Here is a 24,717-nt window from a genome sequence, read left to right on the forward strand (position 1 = left end):
TGCTCAATATCCAGAACTTGGGATGGCGACGGCCTGGGGAACATAGGCGTCATACTGCGAGAAATGCTGATATTGGGCTTCCGCACCGGCCTCGTTCGCCGCCTGTCGCGCCCGTTCGAGGTCCGCGGCCCGGCCATTAGCCGCGAGTTCGGCCTGGATGTCGGAAAGCTGGCGAGACTGAAGCGCGAGAAGCTGGTTTCCCGCCTGTGCGGCCTGTAGCGCCCCGGCCGAACTCTGGCTCGCCGAGACCAGTTGCGTCATGGCCGAGCTGTCGCTCGGGATATTTCCTACCACCCGCGCCTGAAGCTTCAGGGCATCCTCGAACCCACCCACGGAATTCTGCCACCGCGTCTGCGCCTGACTGAACAGGGCGCTGTCTGACATGCCTGACGATAACGATGTGTATGACTGCTGGTACTGCTGCTCAACGGACTGGACGCTGTATGCGATATTCTGCGCCTGCGCGAGCAACGCCGTCGTCTGGGAAATCGTCGATTGCAGCGTCGACAGTGTCGAAAGCGGGAGGCTCGCCAGATTGCGACCCTGATTGACCAGCATCTGCGCCTGATTGGCCAGTGACGTGATCTGGTTGTCGATCTGCTGGAGCGTGCGCGCCGCGATCAGCACGTTCTCGACATGGTTCGCGCCATCATACACCGCCCATTGGGCATGGGCGGATTGAGAAGCAGAAACCGTAAAAGCAACGACCATAACGGCAGGAATCAGACGATATCTCACGGCACCTCCCCTTCCCGCAGAAGATCAGCCGCCCACATGACATCACGCGCCTCGAACCAGGCGGGCAGGAACCCAACCCGCCCGTGCTCCGCCAGCACCCGATCGATCAGCCTGTGGTCGTCCTTGCCGGAGGCCGCGCACAGCGCCAGGGCGACAGGGCCGAGCCCCAGTTCGAACAGCCGGTTCCCCCGCTGGGTCTGGCAGTAATATTCCCGCTTGGATGCCGCGCGGGCGATGATGGCGATCTGCCGGTCATTCAGCCCGAAGTCGCGATAGATGGCCGCGATCTGTGGCTCGATCGCCCGTTCGTTGGGCAGGAAGATCCGGGTCGGGCAGCTTTCCACCACGGCAGGCGCAATGCGGGAATTGGCGATATCGGACAGCGACTGGGTGGCGAAAATCACCGATGCGTTCTTCTTGCGCAGCGTCTTTAGCCACTCTCGGAGCTGGCCGGCAAAGTCCCCGTCATCCAGCACCAGCCAGCCTTCGTCGATGACCAGCAGCGTCGGCCTCCCGTCCAGTCGCCCTTCGATGCGGTGGAACAGGTACGACAGAACGAATGATGCCGCGCTGGAGCCGATCAGCCCTTCGGTCTCGAACACCACGACATCGGCGTCACCCAGACGTTCGGCGTCTGCATCGAGCAGGCGGCCATAAGGACCACCGAGGCAGTATGGGGCCAGAGCCTGCTTCAAAGCGTTGGATTGAAGCAGTGCTACCAGCCCGGACAATGTACGTTCCGGCACAGGCGACGATGCCAGGGAATTCAGCGCCGACCAGAGGTGAGACTTCACCTCGGGGGTCAGCGTTACCCCTTCACCGACAAGGATCTGCCCCAGCCATTCACTGGCCCATTTGCGCTCGTCGGGATCGTCAATCTGTGCCAGCGGCTGAAGGGAAACGGCGGAATGCCCATCGCCCTCGTCCGTCAGCCCGCCTCCAAGATCGTGCCAGTCCCCGTCCATCGCCATCGTCGCCGCACGCATGGACCCGCCGAAATCGAAGGCAAAAATCTGCGATCCCGCATAACGCCGGAACTGGAGCGCCATCAGCGCTAGCAGGACAGATTTGCCAGCTCCTGTCGGTCCTGCGATCAGCGTGTGGCCGACATCGCCGACATGGAGCGAGAAACGAAACGGTGTAGCGCCCGCCGTCCTGCCGTAGAAAAGAGGCGGGGCGTTGAAGTGGGTGTCGCGCTCCGGTCCAGCCCACACCGCTGACAGCGGAATCATATGCGCCAGGTTCAACGTCGAGACGGGTGGCTGGCGCACATTGGCATAGATATGGCCGGGAAGAGAGCCGAGCCATGCCTCCACGGCGTTGAGGCTTTCCGCCATGCAAGTGAAGTCGCGGCCCTGGATGATCTTTTCGACCAAACGGAGTTTTTCTGTAGCGATGGAAGCGGAACCATTCCCTCGCCGAGCGGCAGCACGGACGCGATACGGTCGCGCGCTTTCTGCGCCATGACAGGATCGATCTCGCAGCCGACATAGCGCCGACCGGCGAGCCGACAGGCGACGCCAGCAGCCCCCGAGCCGGCGAACCAGTCGCCCACCAGGCCACCCGGTGGGCAGCTCGTGCGGATCAGGATCTCCAGCAACGCCACCGGCTTCTCGGTCGGGTGGATGGCCCGGCCATGCGTATTACGGACCGGAATCACGGAGCGCATCAGGCGCGGGCCACCGTCCTCGCTGACGTAACGACCGGCATCGATCCGACCCATGTGGGGCGGCCGGTGTTTCCGTCGTACCGTGCGTGCCCGTGCGTCGGACGTGGTCGGAGAGTGCCGTGGGGGACCAGCGCGTGGGCCGGCGAAGCCCGGCTATTGCAGGCGCGGCTCCAGCAAATGCCGGTAGCCGGCTTTGGTCATCCAGCGCGCCCGTGCAAGATGGTTGTCGTAAACAGCCCTGGCGCGCACGGGTTCACAGACAGGATCGATTTTGAACAGCACCGCAACGACTTCGCGCCAGTCGGCACCTTCCTCGTCGGCGATCAGGAGGCGGAGATAAAGGTCGAGATGCTGCTCGTCATAGGCGTTCACACGCGCCGTCAGAGGCGGGTGATCCTGGAAGGATGGGTGGGTCATGACGATCCCTCGTGATAGCGCTGTTGGATCGGTTCGATAACAAATTCGTGGAATGACGACCGTTCGACGGTTCCGCGCTGACGCAAAAAACAACGCGGGGCCGAGTGGGAAGGCTGCGCGGCCAGGCCGATCAGGACGGCGCGCGTCTGCGACGGCCCGCATCCTGTCGCGTCTGTGGATCGGAAGTCTCGTGAAGAAACATGACACCACGCCCTTGCCCGGACTCGATGAACAGGATGCCCGCTGCTTCCAGCGCGCGGCGGACCTGGTCGATCGTGCCCTCATGGACACCAAGGCCACGCTCGGATTCAAGGCGCTTGAGCGCGGTCAATGCTACGAGGGCTTTTTCAGCGAGCCGTTCCTGTGTCCAGTTCAGGAGTGCCCGTGCCGCCCTTACCTGTCGGCCAGTGATCATCCATGATCACATCCGACATGCAGGGCATGCACACCAGAAATACGACTATAATAGTCGTATAATGGAGATTCAATATCGTTCTTTCAGTTGGATAGTGAGGAAACACCGGCGTCCTGCTTCTGATAGGACCGTCAGTGGGGTCCGCCGTCGGTACGGGCGACCAGACGAAAAGACCCCCGCTTACGCGGAGGCCTCCCCGTCGTGGCATTTTGCTGCGAATTGCGCGCATACCTGGTTCAGTTCACGCTCGATTTTGGCCCGCTCACGACGGCTGAGGTGAAAGCTGGTCAGTTCGGCGCGCAGCATCTGGATCTGGTCGTGTAGCGTGGTCATCGTCCTGCTCCTTTCGTTTTTCGAAGACAGGCCGTCGCCTCATGCGCGCGTGAATCGGGTCAAGGATCGCCGCAGGCGACCGCCCCAGCGGCGCGCGGGGGAGCCGATTTTGTCTGGTGTGCCCGTAGGGTGCGCCGGGCAAAATTGGGGGGACCGCGCGTCCTTGAGGCGGTTCACGCCGGGCATGGTACAATGGGAAGGCTGAGGGAAGCCCTGTTCCCCTTTCTTGCCCACACATTGGCAGATTGGGCGCGGCGCGACTGGTGCGCCCACCCGCCGGTTCGCGATCGGTCATGCGAAGGCCCCACCCGGACCGGCCGGGCGGGGGATCGCTGGCACCTCAGTCGCCGTTGCGGCGGCCGTTGGGGCGGGACCAGATCAGGCTGTAGCCCTCGCCGTCCTCGTCATCGAAGAGGTTGGCGAAGATCGGGGCGTTGAAGCTCGGATCGTCGAGCTTGAGGCTCAGATAGTCGCGCCCCTCGTTGGAGCGCCGGGACCAGGCCGCTCCGATCTCGACCCGGCCGACGAAGACGCGGTGGCTGGGGGCATTTTCGTTCAGGCGCGTGGTCTCGGGGGCGATGCGGACGTTGGGGGTCTGGAGCGAGAGGGTGACGATCTCGCCGTTATATCCGTTGCCGACTTTCTTGAAGGTGCCGATGGTAGCCATGATACTGCTCCGTGATCTCTGTTACCGAGCCCGCACCATTGCGGCCTCGATGGCGATCGGACAGACGGAGGCGAGCGGCGGCGCATCCCGTAGGGACCGAAGCGCAGCGGAGGACGGCGGGACGGAATTTTCTTGTTTCGCGAGGAATGACGGCGCAGCCGTCAGGGGAAGAAAATTATGGACCGCTGTTGCGCCATGGCCGATCGAGGCGCAGCCGACCTTCGGCTAGATCAGCCATCTTGAGAGGCGGCATGCGTGCGCGGCCCGACAGAGCACACATCACGGAGACTATGGCCACCCGCGCCCCACGCAAGTGTCGGCCAGGAAGGGGAAGGCATCGTCATGCCCTGCTTCCGACCCTGCACACGCCCCGTTCCGGGACTGCGTTTCGCACGGACACGCCCTGCCTTCCGGGATTCCACCGGCCGATGCTGACAGGAAGCGCTGGACGTCCACGCTCCAGGGAAAGAGCACCTTCAGCCAATATGCTGCAATCAGGGCCTCATCGATCGCTCCTGCCATACCCTCCTGACAGCGAGGCGGCCAGATGCGAAAGCCCCCGATCCTGTCCTGCCTCGCCGGTTGCCAGAGCGGTGTCAGACCCGCGCGATATTGCCGCCGGACGGTCCGGGTGGGGCCACGGTTGTAAAGCGGATGAAAGCGGTGACGCCCACCGCGATCGCGCCGATGATGGAGAAAAAGAGCTGCCACGCCGGAGACGGCATCAGCATCTGGGCGATCCCATGTGTCGTGCTGTAGCCCATGATAATGGCGGGCACCGTATAGAGCAGGACGATCAGCAGCTTGAGCCACATCCACGGCACCAAGGCGAAGGCGACCTGGCCAATAACGAAGGTTGCAGCGCCCGCGACGAAACCGACGATGATCCCGCCGACAACACCAGCACCCGCACCATACGCCCAGAACCCGGCCATCAGACCCATGGCGCAGGGCAGGGCGAAGACTGCCACGGTAAAGAACAACCAGCACAGGAAGCCAATGCCGGCGACGAGCAGGAAGGGAGCAAGGATGAACATGGCGGCGGTCTCCGTGCAACCGACAATGTCGGACGGTCGCGCCTGCCACCACCACCACGGCGCAACCCGCATTATAGCGCAGATGATACGGTGACCGGAACGAAAATCCGCGCGGCTTACGTCCCGCCGGTGACGATATCATCGAAATCTATCGCTGGTATGCGGACGTTGCGGTCAATCAGGTCGAGCGTTATTGCCTTCCCCCGTGATCCGGTGGCGTTGCGAAGAACCTTGCGATCCATAGCACCTGGTGCTACATAGGAGGTCATGACCAATGCCGAGCCATCCCAGCGGGCATTCAAGACCGCCTGGTTCGCCAGGGCGGCCCGGAAAGCTCGCATCAAAGACGATGAACTCTGCAAAGCGATCCGGGAGGTCATGAAGGGTCAGGCCGTCGATCTGGGTGGTGGTGTCTTCAAGAAGCGCCTGAACAAGAACCTGCATCGCAGCATTATTCTTGCGAAAGGCGGTCGATACTGGATCTACGCCTATCTGTTCGCGAAGAAGGACCGGGACAATATCGATAGCGATGAACTGGAAGACTTCCGGACCCTCGCCAAAGCCTATGCCGTGCTGACCGGGGAACAGGTCGAACGGCTTTTGAAGGATCGAGACCTGACGGAGATATGCCATGGCGATGAAGAGAAAAAATAGCTTCCGGAGCGACATTTCCGAGGCCATTCATTCCGGGGCGGTAATGCTGCACAAGGTCGGCGCGCTCGACAAGGCGACGATGCGTGATTTTGACACGCGCCATCTGGTGGTGCCCCCTGCGATCGAGCCGATCGAGATCAAGCGTCTCCGCGAGGCGAACAATGTCAGCCAGCCGGTCTTCGCGCGGTATCTGAACACGAGCGAAAGCACGGTCGAGAAGTGGGAGAGCGGCGCCAAACGGCCGAGCGGGATGGCGCTCAAGCTGTTGAGCGTCATTCAGAAGCACGGTCTTGAGGTTCTTGCCTGAGACGCTGGCTTGCGGGGAAGGAGAGAGCGCTCACGCGCCGCCTCCGAACCGCAGGACCGGGATACCGAGTCGCTTTGCCTTGTCGGCCAGATTTTCCTGGATGCCTGAACCGGGGAAGACGATGACGCCGATCGGCATAGTGTCGAGCAGCGCATCGTTACGACGGAAGGGCGCCGCCTTGGCATGCCTGGTCCAGTCCGGCTTGAAGGCGATCTGCACGATATCGCGGTGATCGGCCCAACGTGAGGCAATGAACTCAGCACCTTTGGGCGAGCCACCGTGGAGCAGCACCATGTCGGGATGCTTGGCCCGCACCTTATCCAGCCGGTCCCAGATCAGGATATGGTCGTCGAAGTCCAGGCCCCCGGTCACGACCACCTTGGGGCCGGGCGGGACCAGCAACTCGCCCTCGGCGCGGCGTCGGGCGTTGAGGAAATCGCGGCTGTCGATCATGGAGGCCGTCATGGTGCGACGTGACACCAGCGAGCCGGCCTTCGGACGCCACGCGCTCAGGGTCAGGCGCTCGAACTGCTCCTGCGCCTCGTCGCGGAAGATCTCGTAGGCGTTGCGGCGCTCGATCAGGGTCAGCCCTTCGGCGATCAGCCGCTCCAGTTCCACCGAGCGGATCTCGCTGCCATCCTGTTCCTGCTGGCTCCGTTTCTGCGCCTGCTCGTTGCGGTCAAGCTCACGCTCAACCTGGCCGACCATGCGGTGGAAGATGTTCACGGTGGACCAGAGCAATGCTTCGAGATCGGCTTCCAGCCGTGTGTCGGTCAGCGTCGCAGCGATGGCGTCGAAGATGTCGGCCACAGCACCCCCGATGCGCTGCGCTTCGGGTAGCGGTCTGGGGTCCGGCTCGTCCGCGAAGGGACGGTAGCCATACATCTGGAGTTCGGTCAGCACATGCGCGGTGGATGAAGCGGCGTGCGGCGGTTCGAAATCGTCGGTCATGCGGGTCATGAGGCTGTCCTCCCAGGTCTCCGGCTGCGCCCTTCGCGGCCTTTCCGGGGGCGGACAGCGGCAGACCAGGGACGGGCCGGAACCGCGCGCTGGCGCGCGGCCGCAGCACAGCGAAGGATGGCAGGGGGCCGGCTATTTTGCCTCGCGATGTAAAGCGCCCCCACAGGGCGCGACGGAAAATAGCCGGCTCACGCCATTGAAGGCCCGGCCCGGCTGACGCCCGCTCCCCACTTGAAAGGCCGGGGCGCGGACCTGCCGGACGGGAGGCAGGACAGGCCCGCCGACAGAAGACGGCCCCCCCACTCCTCTTTCCGGCCCGCTCAGGTATCGGCGGCCTCCAGAAAGCGTGCCACGTCCGCTGGCGCGAGTTGCGGATGCAGGATCTCGATGCCTTCCCCGGCGGCGAGCACGTCGGATGCCACCCCGAAGCGCACGGCATGACCGAGCAGCCCGCCCAAGGCACGGCGCGGATGGTCGACCGGTGCCTTGCCACGGCCGTCCGCCGCCAGCCAGGTGCGATGCACACCGGTCAGAGTGCCGTCGAGGTCGGTGACAGCGGCGATCATGGCGGGCCAGGTCTCGGTCAGACCGTCCTCGTCCGGGCGGTAAAAGCAACGCGGATGGAAGCGCAGGGCTTCGGTTCCGTGCAAAAGCGTAATGTCGCGTCTACGGAGATACGCGTCTACGGATGTGCCTATGATCGGCCCGGACATGGCCCAGAGCCGTCGTGCCGCTTCGGAAGAACTGGCGGAAGCACGCTCACGGGCAGGTCGGTCCTGTGACGGCGGCACTGGGTCAGGATGCGGCAGGCTGAGGAAGGCGCGTGCCTCGTCGGCCACGTCGCGGAAATCCACCAGGCCGAGGCTTTCGCGGATCACGTCGAGCAGGTCGCCATGCTCACCCGACTGAGCGTCCGTCCATTTTCCCGCCCTGCCGTTGGCGGTGTCGTGGAGCCGGACGAACAGCGACTGGCCGGGCGTATTGCGCACGTCACCGACCAGCCAGTAATTGCCGTGACGGCGACCGGCGGACAGATACTGCCGGCACACCGCCTCCGCGTTCTCCGCCAGCCGACGGGCGAGATCGCCTGCATCATGCAAGGTCATCGCCCTGCCCTCCTGTGTCGGGATTGCCTCCGTCCAGGGCGATCGCCAGCCAGCGATCGGTGGTCATCCATGAAATCGTTTTGCGCCTGCCAAGGTCAAGCAGATGCGCACCGCCGCTGAAGGCGCCTATCCGGGGACGTGAGGCCGTATTGGCCCACTGGAATCCCCATCGGCCCCGCAACCGGAATATTCGCGCACAGCGTAGCACGAATTCCACCACCTGATGCGGATCTCCGATCGTCTCATCGTGCATCCAGAGTTTCGTGCCGCCATATTCGGGCACGATCGATAGGACAAAACCGTCAGAGGGTGGATCTTCCGCCGCCAGTTCGTCCATGAACGCATTGTAGAGGTCGAGCGCCTTTGCGGCATTGTCCACTGTGCCCACATCGAGAACGCAGGAAAAATGCGTGAAGAAATCAGCCATCGGAAAAACTCCCGAAACGAAAAAGCCCGGCGCAGTGGCCGGGCTCGTAAAAACGTCTTTACGGAAAAGCGTGCAGTCGTCTTTCAGGACGCACGCTCCATCAGCCTGCGGGCCTTCTCCTCCAGATCCAGCCGCGTGTCCTGATTGGCCTTTGTCCGCGCCAGCGCCGTGATCCCCTGCACGAAATCGAACACGCTCTCCGGCTTGCGCCCTTCCTCATGCAGCACGGTTTCGATGATCTTCGTTGTCTCTGGCTTCGAGAACCCGCGACGACGCAGGAAACTTTCGCGGTCCTCGTCGGTTTTCGCCACCAGCGCCTTGCGCGAGGCCTGAATGCCCGAGACGAACGAGGCCGGGCTGGCTGTGGCGAAGTTCCGTAGCGCCGGTGTCGCCTGATGCACGAAGCGTGAGGCTGCAAACTTGCTATGCCGGATCGTGATCTGTTCGAAATTTTCGACGCCCCACAACATACGATTTTGACACACTCCGCGCAGGTAGAATGACGCAATGCCGAGGCTCTTGCTGCCGACTTCTGAATTCCATGCATAGAAACCCCGGAAATAGAGATCGGGCTCACCATTGGGCAGGCGTCCCGCCTCAATCGGGTGTGTATCGTCGACGAGAAACAGGAACACATCGCGATCCGATGCGTAGAGCGTCGTGGTTTCCTTCGTAATGTCCACATAGGGGTTATGGGTCATGGTGGCCCAGTCGATCACACCGGGCACCTTCCAGTTGGTATCGCCGGTGCCATCACCGGCGATCTTGCGCACCGCGCCCACCAGTTCATGGTCCCAGATACGACCGTAATCGGGACCAGTTAAAGCACGCAGTTCGACGCGCCCGTCCTCGGTTTCCAGCGTCTTGACCAGTTCGGCCCGGTGCGACAGCAACCCGTGCTGCAGGTTGATTGCCGCCAGCGGAGCCGGAAGATTGCGCAGGTACGACGAGGGGGCACCAACCAGGCTGCACATCTGGCCAAAGGACCAGTGTGTGGGAGCAATCGGGTCATTCTGCCCCGGCACGGTCAGGGTCAGGCGCTCGGCATTGTCGCGGCTCGCCTCCACTCGGATGGCGCGGCTTTCTACCGTGCGGGCCGTAGCCCGATCCGCACGCGCCAGCGTGGCGGCATGCAGCTCGGACAGCGAGAGATACCGCTCATCATCGGGGCGCGAGAACCATTCGGACGAGACGCGGGCACTACGCTTCCCGCGCGAAGGATCGATCCGGAAGCCGCCGGACGCCGCACCACGGAACGCAGGGGGCAGGATGGTGGTTGTAGTCATGGAAAACTCTCCTCTGATGCCGGTTATTCGGCACAGAAGGCGAAGCCACCCTCTTCCTCTGATCACCACTTCCCACGCGGGATCCCATCCAACCGCAGAAACACCTGGCCCCTCATTCCGGAACACGGCGTCCCCGTCACCTACCGGAAATCACGACTGCAATGGGGGGGAAGAACGAACCCGCTGCGCGGGATTGGTGCGATGTGGAGGTCTGTCACCACGGCGTGAGCGATCTGTTTTATTTGGAACTGTCCTGATCGGGCCAAGCACTCTGGCTTCTTCCCACCAGAAGGAGCCGGATGATGACAGAGTCCCTGTGCATTGCTGCAATCAGTCCCCTTCGCCAGCGCCTGCTTGATGACATGGCGGTGCGGCGGTTCTCCCGGGAGACGCAGCGCAATTACCTTCGCGATGTCGGCCGTTTCGCCACGTTTCTGGGCCGCTCACCCCACACGGCAACAGTCGAGGATGTGCGCCAGTTCCAGATTGCGCAGAACGCGGCTGGCATGCCGACACCGACCATGAATGCCATCGTGTCGGCGCTCCGGTTTTTCTTCACCCAGACGCTCGACCGCCCCGACCTTGCACGCAGGCTGGTCCGGGTAGCGCAGCCCCGCAACCTGCCCGTCGTGCTGAGCCGCGATGAAGTTGCCCGGTTGCTCAACGCGACCGTATGCCTCAAGCATCAGGCCGCCCTGTCGGTCGCCTATGGGGCAGGCCTGCGGGTGGCCGAGGTCGCCGCTCTCAAGATCAGCGATATCGACAGCGAGCGCATGCTGCTCAGGGTCGAACGGGGCAAAGGGGGACGATATCGCAACGCCATGCTTCCGGCAGACCTTCTGCCCCTGCTGCGGGAGTGGTGGAAGGCCGGACGCCAGCAGGGCGTGATGCATTCGGGTGGCTGGCTGTTTCCCGGGCAGGACACCATGAGGCCCATCAGCACACGGCAACTCCATCGTGTGGTTGTCGATGCGGCGCGGGCCGCTTCGATCACCAGACGTGTGGGGCCTCATACCCTGCGGCACAGCTTTGCCACGCACCTGCTTGAGGATGGTGTCGATGTCCGCGTAATCCAGGTTCTGCTGGGTCATTCCCGTCTGGAGACCACGGCCCTTTATACAAAAGTTGCGACACGGACCGTGCGGGCCGTCATCAGTCCGCTCGACAGACTGGGCATACTGGCGACAACGCAGGCGAGGCCCGACGGCTGATCCCCGGGCGGGGGCGGTCATGTCCGCCTCCCTCGAACTGGGGGACATCTTCCGGGCTGCCGGCCCTGCCTGGCGGTCAGCCCATGCCGGCCGTCTCCCCCTGCAGCAGCTCAAGGTCATGTCGGCGATCGAACACTGTCGCACGGCGGCCCTTGGTGGTCATGTCGCGGCCTGCGGGGACTGTGGACACTGGCGGATCGCCTATAACAGCTGTCGCAACCGTCATTGTCCGCGCTGTCAGGGGAACGCCGCGCGGACATGGCTGGCCGAGCGGGAGGCCGATCTGCTGCCGGTCGGGTATTTCCATGTCGTCTTCACCCTGCCTGCGCGGATCGCCGACATCGCGCTTCAAAACAAGGCCGTTCTCTACGCCCTGCTGTTCCAGGCCGCCTCGGAGACGATGATGACGATCGCCGCCGATCCCCGGCATCTGGGTGCCCGCATCGGCATCACCGCCGTGCTGCACAGCTGGGGGTCGGCGCTGACCCATCATCCCCATGTGCACATGATCGTGCCGGGCGGCGGCCTCTCGCCCGATGGCCAGCGCTGGATCTCGTCGCGCCCGGCCTTCCTCCTGCCCGTTCGCGTGCTGGGCAAGCTGTTTCGCCGTCTGTTCCTCACCCGGCTGCGCGCACTTTTCGATGCCGACCGGCTGGCCTTTCGGGGGCAGCTTGCCCCTCTGGCAGACCGCCGTGCCTTTATGCGGTATCTGGCCCCTGTGCGCAGCACGCGCTGGGTCGTCTACGCCAAACCGCCTTTTGCCGGCCCTAAAGCAGTGCTGGCCTACCTGTCGCGCTATACCCACCGTGTCGCCATCTCGAACCGCCGCCTCCTGGCGTTCAACGAAAACGGCGTGACGTTCCGCTACAAGGACTACCGGCGGGACACGGCCCATCAGCAGCAGGTCATGACACTCGCCACGGATGAGTTCATCCGCCGCTTCATGCTGCATGTCCTGCCACGGGGATTTCATCGCATCCGCCATTATGGCCTGCTGTCCAGCTCCAGCCGCAAGGCCAGCCTCGCCCGGGTGCGGGAACTGCTCAAGGTCATATCCACACCAGCGCCAGAAGTCCCGGAAGCCGAACCGGCCATGCCACCGCCGTGCCCATGCTGTGGTGGTCCGATGGTCGTCATCCAGATACTTCCCCGATGGTGCCAGCCCCGAGGGCCGCCACGGGCGACTGATCCGGCCGGGGGATCACCATGACAGCCCGCAGAGATTACAGCATGACCGATCCCGATATCGGAGTGGCATCGCTCCGACAAACCGTATCTCCTGTACGCATCACTGGAAAACCCGGAAAAATCGCTGCCTACACTGCCAGTTCTGTCATCGCGTCATGCAGATCCGGTCACAAAAACCCGTTCCAGTTCCACAAACGCACCTGTATGCTCTGGCTCAGCCTCTCCCCCGGGGCGGCGCCAATTGCAAATTCCCCATAACTGAGTCCCGGTGTCGCGGGTTCGGTCTTCCCAGACTTTCGTACGCCTCGCGGCGCCCGAAACCCTTCAGGGAAGCCGAATGTCTGCTTCAGAACTGGCCTGATCATAAACTGCCACCATGGGAGCACGTATAGTCCTTGAATTTTCCATGAGGATTTTTCAGATTCTGACACGTGAGGATGAGGCCGTATAACTATTTCGGGTAATCTTCCGTCAAATGCAGAATCGACTGGCTACGAAAAAAGTCAGGAGAACTAATTATCAAACGGAGAAAGTGCTTCAATAATTCGGCATTCTGAAATATTACCTCCCCCGCATGATTCTATCATCGTAGAAAGTTCATGGCGCAATGCGATGAGATCCGCAATTTTGCGCTCAATTTCTGCCATATGGTCACGAGCAATTCTATCAACTGTCTTACAATCCTGGGTTCCCTGATCCGTTAGGGATAATAGAGCTCTTACCTGGTCTAATGAAAAACCCAGATCCCGAGATCGACGAATAAAAGACAGTCTCGCGAGTGCCTCATCATCATAAGTGCGATAATTGCCATCGGTCCGCTGTGGCGGAGCCAGAAGACCGATCCGTTCGTAATAGCGGATCGTCTCGACTTTGGTATTCGTCGCCTTCCCCAAGGCACCAATCGATCGCATTCCCTGCCTCTTGACCCTGTAGTTGCTACAGGGAGCATACATTAAAACAGATGATTCGTCAGGGAGGCGCTGGATGGCAGGAGGATGCTGTGGTGGATGCACAGATACGCCGCTACCAATCAATAAATCATGGCGGAGAGCGCTCCTGATCGCGCTTTTTCTCAATGCCAGCATGTTTGCCGTTGAAGCTGGGGCTGGCGTGTCGGTTGGATCTGCATCCGTACAGGCGGACGCGATTGATTTCCTTGGCGACAGCGCCAACTACGCAATAAGCCTCAGTGTTGCCGGAATGGCATTGCGATGGCGAGCTGGCGCGGCCTTTCTGAAAGGCCTGACCCTGTTCATGGCTGGGCTATGGGTAATGGCCAATGCTGGGTGGATAGTAATGAACAGCAACCATCCGCCTCACCCAGACGCAATGGGCGGCATTGGTCTGCTTGCCCTCGCGGTCAATCTGGCCTGTGCCCTCATATTATGGACACACCGGAAAGGTGATGCCAACCGCCGTTCTGTATGGATCTGCTCTCGTAATGATGCGATCGGAAATGTTGCCGTTGTGCTGGCAGCTCTGGGCGTGTTTGGCACTCGTTCTGCGTGGCCGGATATTGCGGTAGCTGCCATCCTTGCGATGCTTGGTATTAGTGGAGGTGTGCAGATTATGCGACAATCGAGAGTAGAACTAACAGATAACAAATCAGATATATCACGACATATCAATGTATAAATCATATAATACTCTAGAATATATTAAGCAGGTAAGGAGACGCACACGCTATAATGCGGCATTCATTCTCCTGATTTTTCCCCTGCTCTGTGGCTGTACAAATAGTGATCACTCAAATATTTCGCCGGAATCAGATGTCCAGAAATTTTCCAGCCGTCAATTTACGGATGCCGGATTGCAAGAATTCATTACAAAAGTTCTCGGACCAAACGTATCGAGTCAGGAAAACGCATGGGGCATCACTCGCCTGACGCTTGCTACCTTGTATTTTCATCCCGATATCCTTGTAGCTAAAGCTGAACTGGAAACGGCTCGCGCTGGAATCAAGACAGCCGGTCAACTGCCCAATCCCAGTTTCACGGTGCTGGGTGGCCCATCGGCTCATTACGTCGGCTACGGCGCGTCAATACTGATCGAATTTTTCGGCAGGCGTTATCACCGTATCAAAGAAGCCAGATATCGGGCTGCCGTCGCGCAATGGGAAGTCATCAATACTGCATGGAAACTACGCAGCGACACGCGGTCTGCTCTTCTCGGCGTCTGGGCTGTATCCGGGCGCCTCAAGCTTGTGGAAGAGACTGCGGCAGCTAAACGCGAACTCTTTACCCTGGAACAGGCACGTTTTGATCAGGGGCGAGCATCCGCTCTCGAAATATCGCAGGTACGGACGGAAATGATCCATGCCGAGTTGTCTGTCAGTGATCTGCGGCGCGAGTATGCCGTCCGTAAGGCAGCTCTGGCAGGAGCAATCGGGGTTCCTGCCGAAGCACTTGATTCCATTGCTCTTGATACAAAAGCATTTGATGTCTGTCCCGACCTCATGGAATACCGCGATTCACAGGACATGAGATACCAAGCCGTAATGCAACGCGCGGATCTGCGGGAACTTCTTGCGTCTTATGACGCCGCCCGACAGGCTCTACGGGTCGAAGTTTCCCGACGCTATCCCGATGTCACCATCAGTCCCGCCTATAACTGGGATATTTCAAATCGCTTTGAGGTAAATCCCTCTCTGCAAATTCCGATTTTCAATCAGAACGAAGGCCCCATAGCTGAAGCTGTTGGGCAGGAGCATGAGGCGGCGGCTCGTCTCCGGCGTGCAGAGAACACGGTGTTTAAGTCCATCTCGCAGGCTACGGCCAATTACCGCGGCACGACATCAATTCTGCTACAGGCGGATGAACTTGCCAAAACCGTACGGGTAAGGCTGAACCAGATGCAGCACCGCCTTCAGTCAGGCGCAATCGACCGACCAACGATGGTTATGACTCATATAGAGCAGATTCAAGCAGAGACCGCTCTTCTTGAAGCAGAAATTCAGCAACGGCAAGCCATAGGTCAGATCGAAGATGGCATGCAGCAGCCCATTTTTGATCACACCAGTGCCGCGCAGGTTTCCGGCCTGCTTGAAAATAACCAAAGGAACTCACCATGAAAGCGAGGGCCTTCTGGCTGCCTCTTGTAGGTCTTTCTGTCTTCCTAGTTCTAAACGTGGCGGACATTGCTATTGCAGATGATGATGATCCACCAGTTTCGGTTCTTGGCGCAGAGGCGACCGTGACGGTCTCCCCGGAAGCAGTTACGAAGAGTGGCATCGCTTCTGCACGACCCAGCATCGTGCCTTGGAGAAAGTTGGTTCCCGCCTATGGTTACGTTCTGAACGCAACACAACTTATCACTCTTGTTAGTGATTATGCTGACATGAAAGCGCGGCTGGAGAGCATGCAGGCACAGCAGACGCTTGCCCGTGCGAAACTCGATCGTGACAAAGGACTGTATCGCGACCGGCAGAATATCTCTCAGGAACAATTCCAGGAGACAACAGCCAGATTTCAGTCCAACTCAGCTATGGTAAAAGCAGAACAGGTCCGGGTGAATAACGCACTTAATATTATCAGACAGCAATTTGGTTCGGTCATATCTGACGCTACCGAAAAAAATACAATTTTCATTACACAGTTACTTCAACAACAAGTGGTCTTGGTCAAGGTGACCCTTCCACCAGATACGGATCTACCAACCCCACCAAGTCAGGCGGATGTGACCGATTATGGAAACACGGGTGGACACGGGACAATGCTCCACTATTTGTCTCCTGTAACCATGACCGATCCTGCTATTCAGGGGCGTAGCTTTTTCTATTTTGCGTCGGCTGAAAGTCAGCTTGTCGCGGGCATGAATGTTTCCGTTCTCCTGCCTACCGAAGAGGAACGTCCCGGTATCCGGATACCTGCATCAGCTATTATCTGGCTGCAAGGTAAGTCGTGGATATACCGTGATAACGGACACGGAAAATTTACACGCCTACCCCTTACGACCGACGTGCCGGACCGAGAAGGTGGCTACCTGATCCAAGATACTCCAGGACAAATCACACACGAAACGCAAATCGTCGTAGAGGGTACGCAATTACTTCTGTCTGAAGAATTCCGAGCTCAGCTTGAATCAGGAGACGATGACGACTGATGACGGGACGTTCTTTCAGCCTTCAGGCAGCTATTATCGGGTTTTCGATCCGCTTCCGGGGCGTGGTTATCGCAACCGCATGTCTGTTGTTCTTCTATGGCCTGTATGGCTTGAGACATGCCAGCTATGATGTGTTTCCGGAATTCATTCCGCCACGGGTCACGATCCAGACCGAAGCCGCTGGTTTTACGCCGGAACAGGTCGAAACATTGGTTAGTCGCCCAATGGAAATTGCCCTGACCGGCCTCCCGGGTATTCAGCGCGTGCAATCGACTTCGATTCAGGGACTGTCAGTCGTCAACGTCCTGTTTGCGACATCGACCGATATTTATCGCGCCCGGCAACTGGTCGGGGAACAAATGAATGTTGTTGCACAGCAATTGCCAGCCGGTGTTCATGCTCCGACTATGACGCCACTGACCTCATCCGCCGGTCTGGTACTGGTGATTGGTCTGACGTCGGAACAACAGTCCCTCATGCAGTTGCGCACGCTTACTGACTGGTCATTAAGGCCGCGTCTGCTGGCGTTGCCTGGTGTGGCTGGAGTCAGTGTGTTTGGCGGGGAGCGTCGGTCACTCCAGATACAGGTACATCCAGACCAACTCATCTTGCATCATATCGGACTTGATGACGTCCTTGCGGCTGCCCAGGAAGCAACTGGCATACAGGGGGCCGGCTTTATTGATACCCCGAACCAAAGAGTCGTTCTTCAGTCTGACGGTCAGGCCCTGACGCCAGAAAGTCTGGCCCGCACTGTGATTGTCCGCTCTGATAATGGTGCTGTCACACTGGGCAGTATTGCCACTGTAACTGAAGCCCCTATTCCCGCCTTCGGCGCGGCCAGTATCGAGGGAAAGACAGGCATTGTGGTTAATATATGGGAACAGTACGGTGCCAATACGATGGCTGTGACCCGGGAAATCGAGGCGGCACTTACCGATTTCCGCCCGCAATTGCAGGGACAGGGGATTACATTGCATGCTGACCTGTTCCGACCCGCCAATTTCATTACGACCGCATTGGGGAATGCCACACGAGCATTGCTTCTGGGCGGTTTTCTGGTGGTTGCCGTAATCTTTCTTTTCCTTTTTGACCTGCGAACCGCTGCAATCTGTTGCGCCACCATACCTTTGGCTATTCTGATAGCCCTGTCGTTGCTGGAGACACTCGGGGTTACTTTGAATGCCATGACCCTGGGGGGGCTTGCTATCGCCATCGGCGAGGTCGTGGATGACGCCGTGATCGGGGTCGAAAATGTTACACGCCGATTGCGTGAAAACCGGCTTCTGGTCCAGCCCGCATCTACAGCGCGCGTCGTACTCGATGCATGCGTTGAAGTCCGCAGTGCAGTGGTTTACGCGACCTTTGCTGTCATTATCGTTTTCTTGCCTGTCATCGCCCTTCCCGGACTTTCGGGACGACTGTTTGCTCCACTGGCAACAGCTTATGTTCTTGCGGTCATGGCTTCTCTTGCCGCTGCTGTAACCGTTGTACCTGCACTCTGCGCATGGCTCTTGGCGACGCCTGGAGAAACCCGGAGAGAGCCCCCCCTGGCAGGATGGACCGCCAGAGCTTATGAACGTCTTCTGGCCAGATTAATGCGCCATCCCCGATTTGTTATAGGCGGGATGATCCTGACCACCTTGATAGGGTTTGCGGCCCTTCCATTCCTTGAAAGCGATTTCATTCCTGATTTCAAGGAAGGTCACCTTATCATTCATATGACGGCTGCTCCGGGGACTTCCCTGGAACAGTCTCTGAAATTAGGTAGACAGGTTACAGAAAAACTTCGTCAGCTTCCCGAAATCCGTTCGGTTGCTCAGAGAGTCGGACGCGCCTCGCTGGATGAGGACACGTATGGACCACATACCAGCGAGTTTGAGGTTGATTTGAATCAGGTGGATGGGAAGGCTTCCCGACAGATTGATGCCCGCGTTCGCAAAGCGCTTGACGGGTTCGTTGGGGCCAGTTTTTCTGTCAGTAGTTTTTTGACGATGCGCGTAAACGAAACCCTTTCTGGTTCGTCTTCGGCTGTGGCAATCAATATTATTGGCGATGATCTGGATGTATTGGATATCCAGGCAAATAATATTGTCCGCATGTTGCATCAGATACATGGCGCAACAGATGTCCGGATAGAAGCACCCCCTGGTGTTCCGGAACTTGCTATTCGGCTACGCCCTGCTGATCTGGAGCGCTGGGGGCTTCGGTCGGCGGATGTACTCCGATCCATCCATACAGCCTGGCAGGGTGAAACCGTGGGGCAGATATACGAGCGTTCTGCGGCTTTTAATGTTATGGTTCGTCTTGATGACGCAAGTCGTAATGATGTTGCGTCTGTCGGCTTCCTGCCACTGCATACTGTTCACGGAAACTACGTACCACTCCGCGCTGTCGCAGACATATATGAGACGAACGGTCGCTATCAGGTGTCACATCTGGGAGCACAGAGAACACAGACTGTCACCGCAAATGTTACAGGACGATCAGCTCAATCTTTCGTTCAGGACGCACGCACGACTATAGCAAAAAATATCAAACTGCCTCTTGGAACCTACGTTCAGTTTACATCCGCAGCGGAAGCTGAATCACAATCACGCAAGGAACTGTTTATAAATTCCGGGCTCGCTGCCATAGCGGTCATGATTCTGCTCTCAATAATCACACAAGGATGGCGCAATCTCGCTCTGATACTCGTCAATCTTCCCTTCGCATTTGTCGGCGGCATTCTGGCAATCATTGTTTCCGGCACAACGCTAACTCTTGGGGCAACAGTCGGCTTCGTTACTCTATTCGGGATTACGCTTCGGAATTCGGTGATGATGATTTCGCATTTTGAGACTTTGGTCGAGCGGGAACATCTCACATGGGGAGTAACAACAGCGCTCCGGGGGGCCAGAGACCGCGTCGTCCCCGTACTCATGACATCGCTCGTTACGGCGCTTGGACTGGCGCCTCTGGCTGTTGATATGAATGCGCCTGGGCGGGAAATCGAAGGACCTATGGCAGCTGTCATTCTTGGAGGGCTCATGACATCAATGATACTTAACCTGTTTGTTTTGCCTATTCTTGCTGTCAAATTTGGTAGTTTTTCTGAAAACGAAACGGGAGTTCCGGAAACCTTGTTCAAGTGACAGGTATGGGCCACTGCTGCACAGAACTACTTGAAGATTATGTCCGATATGCCAATAGAACCCAGAATGAAAACTGCTTCCGTATCACGCTCGGCCACCATTCGGTCTGGCTCGACCTTCTGGTTGGGTTCGGAATTGCCTTCATGAATCTTGACGCTGTCCAGAAAATCTGGATTGCCGCCCGCACCGAACATCATCGTGTCAAGGCCGAAAACCGAAAGCATCGTTGCCCGATCCAAATGATTTATACTCCCTGCCCAGTGGCTTCGGGCGTGTCTTGCTACGGCCAACCTAAGCGCCTGTATTCTTGCTGGTTATTTCCCATAACGATCACCCCACTCTCGGCTCCAAGTGATAGCGGGGGACTGCGCGGACTATGTCCGTTATGCGAAAGGCGAGCCAACCCACTTTTATGTCCGACATGTAGGCGACAACCGACATTACAATGAAGGACGCGGGACGGAGATCGTCCCTACGTCGCAAAGCCAGACTGGCAACTCGCACCGACCTGGTTCATTGTTTATGTAATGAATCCGTTTCGTTCGCCCGACACCGACCTCCCCCTGTCGCATGCCCTCATCCTGAAGGCCGCGCTGCTGACGATCGGCTATATTGAGGAAAACGGCCCGATCGGCCTCACGCCCACCAAGGCGCTCAAGCGCTATTTTGTCGCGTGGGCCGCCGAGGCATTTGACTGGCCAGCCTATACGGTCGAAGACCTCTACGCCGTTAACAAAGTCCTCAATGAACACGATTTCCCGCCGCTGGTGATCCTGCATGAGGTTCTGCTCAGTGCGAAGCTCGCACGGCATTTCAAGGGAACCCTGCGGCTGACCGACCTGGCGAGAAAACTCAGATCGGAGCCTGCCCGGCTCTGGATGCTGTTAACGACCCATCTCCTCTTTGTCGTTGACCACAGTCCTTACACCCGAAGCGATGAGCCGCTGTTCGGCAACTGGGATATCTTTCTCAACGTCATCAATATCGAAGCCCAGGCTGCCGTCACCGAAGAGCGACTATGTTCGGTTCTCTACGGGGGTGAAGAGGAGGAGATCCGTCACCGGGATTTCAAGCTGACCGCCAGTCTGTACGTCCATGTCCTGCGTCCACTGTGCTGGGCAGGACTGCTCAACGAGCACCGAACCGGTACCGGCCTCAACAGGCGGGATTTCTATACCAAAACACCCTTATGGACAGCGGCCCTCAGGCTTGAAACGGATCGACACCTGCAGCCGGTGACCCGTCACTGACCACCGTCGACAGCCATTCCGGCGTGATGTCGTCGTTCCCATATAAAAGGCGCCTTCCGGAGACCGAAAGGCGCCAATACCAGTCAGCGGGCTGACATCACTCGGCCGCCACCGCGTCCGGGCTATCGGGCATATGAGCTACCCCTGCTCCCCCTTCACTTCGCTCCGCCACGTTCCTCGTCCGCAATGCCTCGGGCAGCCATCCGGAGCCCTCCAGCAGCCGCTCAGCCGCTTGCGCCATGTCACCCTTCTTCATATGGGCGATACGCTCTGCCGCCTCGGCTCCCCGCGCCTCGCGCACGGCTTCGAGGATGCGGGCCTTGGTGACGCGGCCGAGATAGTTCTCCACCGTTGGCTGCCAGCCTGCTTCGGCCAGATCGAGCGCGAGCGCAGTGGCGAGACGGCCTGCTCGCGCAAGCCGCTCCCTGACGCTGCGTGCCAGAGACGGACCATGAGACGATTCATGCAGCGCGTTGATCCCGAAAGACAGGCAATGCGCTAGCAGGGCCAGACGGCTGGTGTCGTCCAGCCGGTCGAGCCACAGCCAGAGTGCAGCCTCGTCTTCCGGCAAATCGTGCTTCCAGCCCTCGTTGCGCTGGCGCAGCGCGTGGGCCGGCAGGCTGCCGGGCATGTCGGGGGAATGGACCTGCAGCGGGATTTCCCGGACATAGGCTTCCAGGCAATCTGCGCCCGAAACCTGCCAGTACAGATCGCGTACCAGCGTGTGAAGCAGTTCGGTCAGCGCGACATGCGGATTGCTGGCAAACGCATCCCGCAGGGCCAGTGTGCGCCAGGCCGTCAGTTCCGTCAGCAGGCGATCGGAAAGCGGTTTCAGTCCGTCTTCCTCCTCGGGGTCGGTATCGGGTGCGCCTTCCCTCCCATCCCCTTCGGCATCATCGCCATCGCCGCGGTGGTCAATGGCGTCGTCATATCTGTCTGATTCGTCCTGATCGACTTCGAGTTCGACCGGCATATCTTCCGGCCGGACGAAACCCCGTGCGACCAGCAGCGTGCCGTCTGTATCCAGGCTGACGAAGACACCGGCCCGGACCATGTCCGCCGGATCGAAGGAAACAGGGCGTTCTTCCAGCGCCTCGATAGCCTGCTCGATTTCACCCAGCCGCGTATCGACGTCCTCCGGGAACTCATCGGCCTGCGCGTATTCCGCCTCAATGGTTTCCTGCTCGCTGTGCAGAGCGGTCAGACGGCCCGCTTCTTCATCGGAAAGTTCAACGGTCGTCCCGTCGATCTCCGCGAACTGCCGTGTGTGTCCCCAGGGGAAGGACAGAGCCGTTTCGACCCATTTCCAGCCTTCGGCTCGGATATCCTCGGCCGCTGCCGCCAGTTTTTCCATCACCAGCCGGTCGAGAAGAGTGGGATCGCCCAGCCAGCCGCCATCGTCGGCTTCGAACAGGTCACGCATGACGGGACCGCCAGCCGCAAGATAGGCGTCCAGCCCGACGAAGCTTACGCGGCGATCCGATGCGCGCACGGTTTTTTCCGTCAGCATGCGGCGGATCAGATAGGGCTCGCGGTTATGGCTCTGGGCAATAATCTCCCAGACCTGCTCCTGCCGCGCAGGATCGTCGCTGATCGAGAAGGCCATGAGCTGTTCCAGCTTCATGCCGTCCTGCTCGTAAATCTCGAGCAGTTTGTCGGACACGGTCATCAGGCGCAGGCGCTGTTTGACCACGGTGGGCACGACGAAGAACGCGGCGGCGATCTCGTCCTCGGACATGCCCTTCTCCAGCATGTCGCGAAAGGCACGAAACTGGTCCAGCGGATGCAGCGCCACGCGCTGCACGTTCTCGGCCAGGGAATCATCCTCGGCGAGAATGGCCGATCCGGCCTCGCGCACGACACAGGGCACCGGGGCCGTTTTCGCCAGTTTCTTCTGCTTTACCAGCAGTTCGAGCGCGCGGAAGCGACGACCGCCGGCTGGCACTTCATAGGTGCCGGTTTCTGCCCCCTCGCCGTTCAGAACGGGCCGGACGTTCAGGCTCTGGAGCAGCCCACGACGTTCGATATCGCGGGCCAGCTCCTCGATCGACAGGCCGGCCTTCACACGCCGCACGTTGGACTGCGACAGCACCAGCCTGTTGAAAGGGATATCACGGGACGCATTGAGGGCGATTTTCTGGATGGCGCTCGCCATGGCGGGACACTCCGTGACGGACCGGCGGAAGACTCTCTCCCCCCTCTTTATCCGTCACGAAATCACTCCCACCCTCTGACTTTTCATGAAAAACCCGAGGCCGATTAAGTCCTTAACCATCCTCTTGTCGGTCGTCCAGCCTGCGTTATCTGCTCCTCGAAACTGGACATGTGTACTCGCAGTATACATCGCAAAAGATGTGATGTTCAGATCTGTATCTGAATCAAAACACCAACATGAACCGCACCGTCAACAGAATATGCTAGGCCCCGTGTAATCCACAGAAAAAGCTACCGAATGTCTCAAACAAAAACGACGCCTCGCCATTCGGCGCTTCTGACTGAAGCCGGATCGCGACATCATGACACCTATTAATTACATCATGATATACACAAACGATGTTTCAAAACCTACTGGACGACGTATTTAGGGCAACCTTGTGCAGTCCAGCGATACGTCGTGATGTTCTCCCCACCCCTTTTGCCGGGAAGTGGCACACCTTCGGGCATTTAAATCCGCCAGACAGTTCTTGAACTCAGCCGTTCCCGGAGTATGCCCCATGCTCCGGCAACTTTGTTTGTCCTCACTGAGTCGACGATCTGTCGTCGTGCCACACGCAGAAAGCAAAGCGATCAAAGAGATACACGTCGTTATTTTAAACGAATTCCTCAAGTATGCGATCATAACGTTCCTCCACCATCATCAATGGTAAGCATATAGTAAAGCCTGAACACTCCTACGGCGTGTCGTCAGTTAAGACCTGAGAGCTTGAAGTGAGGGTTGTACGTTCTGTTGCTCTGTGCTGACTGTTTTTCCGGCTTTGGAGGAGAACAACAGATGCGGCGCTATGGCTTACGTGACGACCAGTGGGAGCGTATAAAAGACTTTCTTCCGGGTCGTGAGGGTCATGTCGGAGGCACTGCTGCAGACAACCGCCTTTTCGTAGAAGCTGTGCTGTATCGCTACCGTGCAGGCATTCCCTGGCGTGATCTTCCGGGCCGTTTCGGGGACTGGAAAAACGTGCACAGACGTCTGCGTCGCTGGTGTGAAACTGGTGTTATTGAGCGGATCTTTCGCCATTTGGCAGCAGATCACGACAATGAATACATGATGATCGACAGCACCATTGTCCGGGCGCATCAGCACAGTGCCGGAGCCCTCAAAAAGGGGGCGCGGATCAGGCCATCGGACGATCCCGGGGCGGATTGACCACAAAGATCCATGCTATCTGCGATGCTCTGGGCAATCCGGTGGAGATCGATATCACACCGGGACAGGATGCGGATATTAACCGGACGGAACCGATGCTGGAAAACATCGATCCGGATGCCTTCCTTGCTGATAGGGCGTATGACGCAGACAGGTTGATCGACCGATTGACAGAGCGCGGGATTACCCCGGTCATACCGTCAAAACGCAATAGAGCGATGCCGCGGAAAACCGACTTCGCTCTTTACAGGGAACGTAATCTTATCGAACGGTTCTTCAATAAACTGAAGCAGTTCCGCGCTATTGCAACCCGCTACGACAAACTGAAATCCACCTTCCTCGCGGCGGTTCAGTTCGCCTCAATCATCATCCTGCTTAACTGACGACACGCCGTAGGAGTTTCCTAATAATTATAGATTTTTTTTGAAGAAATGTCAATTTTTCTATCTAGCC

25 protein-coding genes and 3 pseudogenes are annotated in these 24,717 nt (G+C 58.9%); 11 read left to right on the plus strand and 17 right to left on the minus strand.

What is annotated here, in order from left to right:
* Window positions 1-3: 3 nt before the first annotated feature.
* The 7 genes and pseudogenes from trbJ to A0U92_RS14490 all read right to left on the minus strand — a co-directional run bounded on the left by trbJ (window position 4) and on the right by A0U92_RS14490 (window position 4,239).
* The gene (gene trbJ / locus A0U92_RS14460) at window positions 4-711 is read right to left on the minus strand and encodes a P-type conjugative transfer protein TrbJ (RefSeq protein WP_077814490.1); all 708 of its coding nucleotides are present in this window, start codon (window positions 709-711) and stop codon (window positions 4-6) included.
* A gap of 23 nt (window positions 712-734) precedes the next feature.
* Window positions 735-2,150, minus strand: a pseudogene (locus A0U92_RS14465) (TraG/VirB4 family ATPase); the annotation flags it as partial.
* 56 nt (window positions 2,151-2,206) lie between these two features.
* Window positions 2,207-2,461 (minus strand): annotated as a pseudogene (locus A0U92_RS18370) (DNA methyltransferase); the annotation flags it as partial.
* 99 nt (window positions 2,462-2,560) lie between these two features.
* Window positions 2,561-2,824, minus strand: coding sequence for a DNA -binding domain-containing protein (locus A0U92_RS14475; protein ID WP_010518332.1), 264 nt, complete (start codon window positions 2,822-2,824; stop codon window positions 2,561-2,563).
* 130 nt (window positions 2,825-2,954) lie between these two features.
* Window positions 2,955-3,239, minus strand: coding sequence for a helix-turn-helix domain-containing protein (locus A0U92_RS14480; RefSeq protein WP_018308128.1), 285 nt, complete (start codon window positions 3,237-3,239; stop codon window positions 2,955-2,957).
* A 180-nt stretch (window positions 3,240-3,419) separates the two neighbouring features.
* Complete coding sequence (locus A0U92_RS17840; RefSeq protein WP_010518334.1) at window positions 3,420-3,572, minus strand: hypothetical protein; 153 nt, start codon at window positions 3,570-3,572, stop codon at window positions 3,420-3,422.
* Window positions 3,573-3,912: 340 nt separating this feature from the next.
* A complete protein-coding gene (locus A0U92_RS14490) occupies window positions 3,913-4,239 on the minus strand; it encodes a DUF736 domain-containing protein (protein ID WP_018308129.1) in 327 nt (108 codons plus the stop codon).
* On the opposite strand from A0U92_RS14490, the gene A0U92_RS14495 reads away from it, so the two are divergent.
* On the plus strand, window positions 4,238-4,468 hold the full coding sequence (locus tag A0U92_RS14495; protein WP_010517748.1) for a hypothetical protein: 231 nt from the start codon (window positions 4,238-4,240) through the stop codon (window positions 4,466-4,468). The two genes, A0U92_RS14490 and A0U92_RS14495, sit on opposite strands and share 2 nt — an antisense overlap.
* A gap of 1 nt (window position 4,469) precedes the next feature.
* Here A0U92_RS14495 and A0U92_RS18040 read toward each other — a convergent pair whose 3' ends face one another.
* The 3 genes from A0U92_RS18040 to A0U92_RS17845 all read right to left on the minus strand — a co-directional run bounded on the left by A0U92_RS18040 (window position 4,470) and on the right by A0U92_RS17845 (window position 5,545).
* A complete protein-coding gene (locus tag A0U92_RS18040; protein ID WP_173574328.1) occupies window positions 4,470-4,661 on the minus strand; it encodes a hypothetical protein in 192 nt (63 codons plus the stop codon).
* A gap of 174 nt (window positions 4,662-4,835) precedes the next feature.
* Entirely contained in the window at window positions 4,836-5,276 is a 441-nt protein-coding gene (locus A0U92_RS14505; RefSeq protein WP_010517753.1) for a hypothetical protein, read from the minus strand.
* Between the two features lie 116 nt (window positions 5,277-5,392).
* The gene (locus A0U92_RS17845) at window positions 5,393-5,545 is read right to left on the minus strand and encodes a hypothetical protein (RefSeq protein WP_010668868.1); all 153 of its coding nucleotides are present in this window, start codon (window positions 5,543-5,545) and stop codon (window positions 5,393-5,395) included.
* On the opposite strand from A0U92_RS17845, the gene A0U92_RS14510 reads away from it, so the two are divergent.
* Entirely contained in the window at window positions 5,544-5,930 is a 387-nt protein-coding gene (locus A0U92_RS14510) for a type II toxin-antitoxin system RelE/ParE family toxin (RefSeq protein WP_010517758.1), read from the plus strand. The two genes, A0U92_RS17845 and A0U92_RS14510, sit on opposite strands and share 2 nt — an antisense overlap.
* Window positions 5,908-6,237, plus strand: a complete 330-nt coding sequence (locus A0U92_RS14515) for a helix-turn-helix domain-containing protein (protein ID WP_018308131.1) — start codon at window positions 5,908-5,910, stop codon at window positions 6,235-6,237. Before A0U92_RS14510 ends, A0U92_RS14515 begins: the two co-directional genes overlap by 23 nt.
* Window positions 6,238-6,267: 30 nt before the next feature.
* On the opposite strand, the gene A0U92_RS14520 is transcribed toward A0U92_RS14515, so the two are convergent.
* From A0U92_RS14520 to A0U92_RS14540, 4 genes and pseudogenes are all read right to left on the minus strand, one after another.
* Complete coding sequence (locus A0U92_RS14520; RefSeq protein WP_010517762.1) at window positions 6,268-7,197, minus strand: DUF2493 domain-containing protein; 930 nt, start codon at window positions 7,195-7,197, stop codon at window positions 6,268-6,270.
* A gap of 383 nt (window positions 7,198-7,580) precedes the next feature.
* Window positions 7,581-8,303: pseudogene (locus tag A0U92_RS14530) on the minus strand (DUF7146 domain-containing protein); the annotation flags it as partial.
* Window positions 8,290-8,730, minus strand: coding sequence for a hypothetical protein (locus tag A0U92_RS14535; protein WP_010517766.1), 441 nt, complete (start codon window positions 8,728-8,730; stop codon window positions 8,290-8,292). The gene A0U92_RS14535 and the pseudogene A0U92_RS14530, both read right to left, overlap by 14 nt.
* Window positions 8,731-8,813: 83 nt before the next feature.
* Window positions 8,814-10,016 (minus strand): hypothetical protein, encoded by a 1,203-nt coding sequence (locus tag A0U92_RS14540; RefSeq protein ID WP_029604267.1) that lies wholly within the window; start codon window positions 10,014-10,016, stop codon window positions 8,814-8,816.
* Window positions 10,017-10,315: 299 nt separating this feature from the next.
* Here A0U92_RS14540 and A0U92_RS14545 point away from each other — a divergent pair, with 299 nt between their 5' ends.
* Window positions 10,316-11,227 carry a tyrosine-type recombinase/integrase gene (locus tag A0U92_RS14545; protein ID WP_077813801.1) on the plus strand — a complete coding sequence of 304 codons (912 nt, stop codon included), beginning with the start codon at window positions 10,316-10,318 and terminating at the stop codon, window positions 11,225-11,227.
* Between the two features lie 19 nt (window positions 11,228-11,246).
* Window positions 11,247-12,437 (plus strand): IS91 family transposase, encoded by a 1,191-nt coding sequence (locus tag A0U92_RS14550; protein WP_077813802.1) that lies wholly within the window; start codon window positions 11,247-11,249, stop codon window positions 12,435-12,437.
* Window positions 12,438-12,927: 490 nt separating this feature from the next.
* Here the strand turns inward: A0U92_RS14550 and A0U92_RS14555 are convergent, their stop codons facing one another.
* Window positions 12,928-13,326 (minus strand): MerR family transcriptional regulator, encoded by a 399-nt coding sequence (locus tag A0U92_RS14555; RefSeq protein WP_003618791.1) that lies wholly within the window; start codon window positions 13,324-13,326, stop codon window positions 12,928-12,930.
* Window positions 13,327-13,399: 73 nt separating this feature from the next.
* On the opposite strand from A0U92_RS14555, the gene A0U92_RS14560 reads away from it, so the two are divergent.
* The 4 genes from A0U92_RS14560 to A0U92_RS14575 are packed head-to-tail and all read left to right on the plus strand — an operon-like array spanning window position 13,400 to window position 19,650.
* On the plus strand, window positions 13,400-14,050 hold the full coding sequence (locus tag A0U92_RS14560; RefSeq protein ID WP_010516881.1) for a cation efflux transmembrane domain-containing protein: 651 nt from the start codon (window positions 13,400-13,402) through the stop codon (window positions 14,048-14,050).
* Window positions 14,043-15,485 carry a TolC family protein gene (locus A0U92_RS14565; protein ID WP_019088956.1) on the plus strand — a complete coding sequence of 481 codons (1,443 nt, stop codon included), beginning with the start codon at window positions 14,043-14,045 and terminating at the stop codon, window positions 15,483-15,485. The genes A0U92_RS14560 and A0U92_RS14565 overlap by 8 nt, the downstream gene beginning before the upstream one ends.
* Entirely contained in the window at window positions 15,482-16,516 is a 1,035-nt protein-coding gene (locus A0U92_RS14570; RefSeq protein ID WP_011251445.1) for an efflux RND transporter periplasmic adaptor subunit, read from the plus strand. Before A0U92_RS14565 ends, A0U92_RS14570 begins: the two co-directional genes overlap by 4 nt.
* Window positions 16,516-19,650: an efflux RND transporter permease subunit gene (locus A0U92_RS14575; RefSeq protein WP_062247650.1), complete on the plus strand. Its 3,135-nt coding sequence runs from the start codon at window positions 16,516-16,518 to the stop codon at window positions 19,648-19,650. Before A0U92_RS14570 ends, A0U92_RS14575 begins: the two co-directional genes overlap by 1 nt.
* Window positions 19,651-19,676: 26 nt before the next feature.
* Here A0U92_RS14575 and A0U92_RS14580 read toward each other — a convergent pair whose 3' ends face one another.
* A complete protein-coding gene (locus A0U92_RS14580) occupies window positions 19,677-19,874 on the minus strand; it encodes a hypothetical protein (RefSeq protein ID WP_010516885.1) in 198 nt (65 codons plus the stop codon).
* A gap of 303 nt (window positions 19,875-20,177) precedes the next feature.
* On the opposite strand from A0U92_RS14580, the gene A0U92_RS14585 reads away from it, so the two are divergent.
* The gene (locus tag A0U92_RS14585; protein ID WP_029604276.1) at window positions 20,178-20,900 is read left to right on the plus strand and encodes a hypothetical protein; all 723 of its coding nucleotides are present in this window, start codon (window positions 20,178-20,180) and stop codon (window positions 20,898-20,900) included.
* Between the two features lie 97 nt (window positions 20,901-20,997).
* Here A0U92_RS14585 and A0U92_RS14590 read toward each other — a convergent pair whose 3' ends face one another.
* On the minus strand, window positions 20,998-23,055 hold the full coding sequence (locus A0U92_RS14590; protein ID WP_010517432.1) for a ParB/RepB/Spo0J family partition protein: 2,058 nt from the start codon (window positions 23,053-23,055) through the stop codon (window positions 20,998-21,000).
* 837 nt (window positions 23,056-23,892) lie between these two features.
* Between A0U92_RS14590 and A0U92_RS14595 the strand changes: the two genes are divergently transcribed.
* Window positions 23,893-24,647 (plus strand): IS5 family transposase gene (locus A0U92_RS14595; protein ID WP_085948219.1). Its coding sequence is split into 2 segments (ribosomal slippage): window positions 23,893-24,214 and window positions 24,214-24,647, totalling 756 coding nucleotides; the frame shifts between segments, so codons are not numbered across the junction.
* Window positions 24,648-24,717: the final 70 nt, after the last annotated feature.

This window comes from Acetobacter aceti (assembly GCF_002005445.1).
GTDB lineage: Bacteria > Pseudomonadota > Alphaproteobacteria > Acetobacterales > Acetobacteraceae > Acetobacter > Acetobacter aceti_B.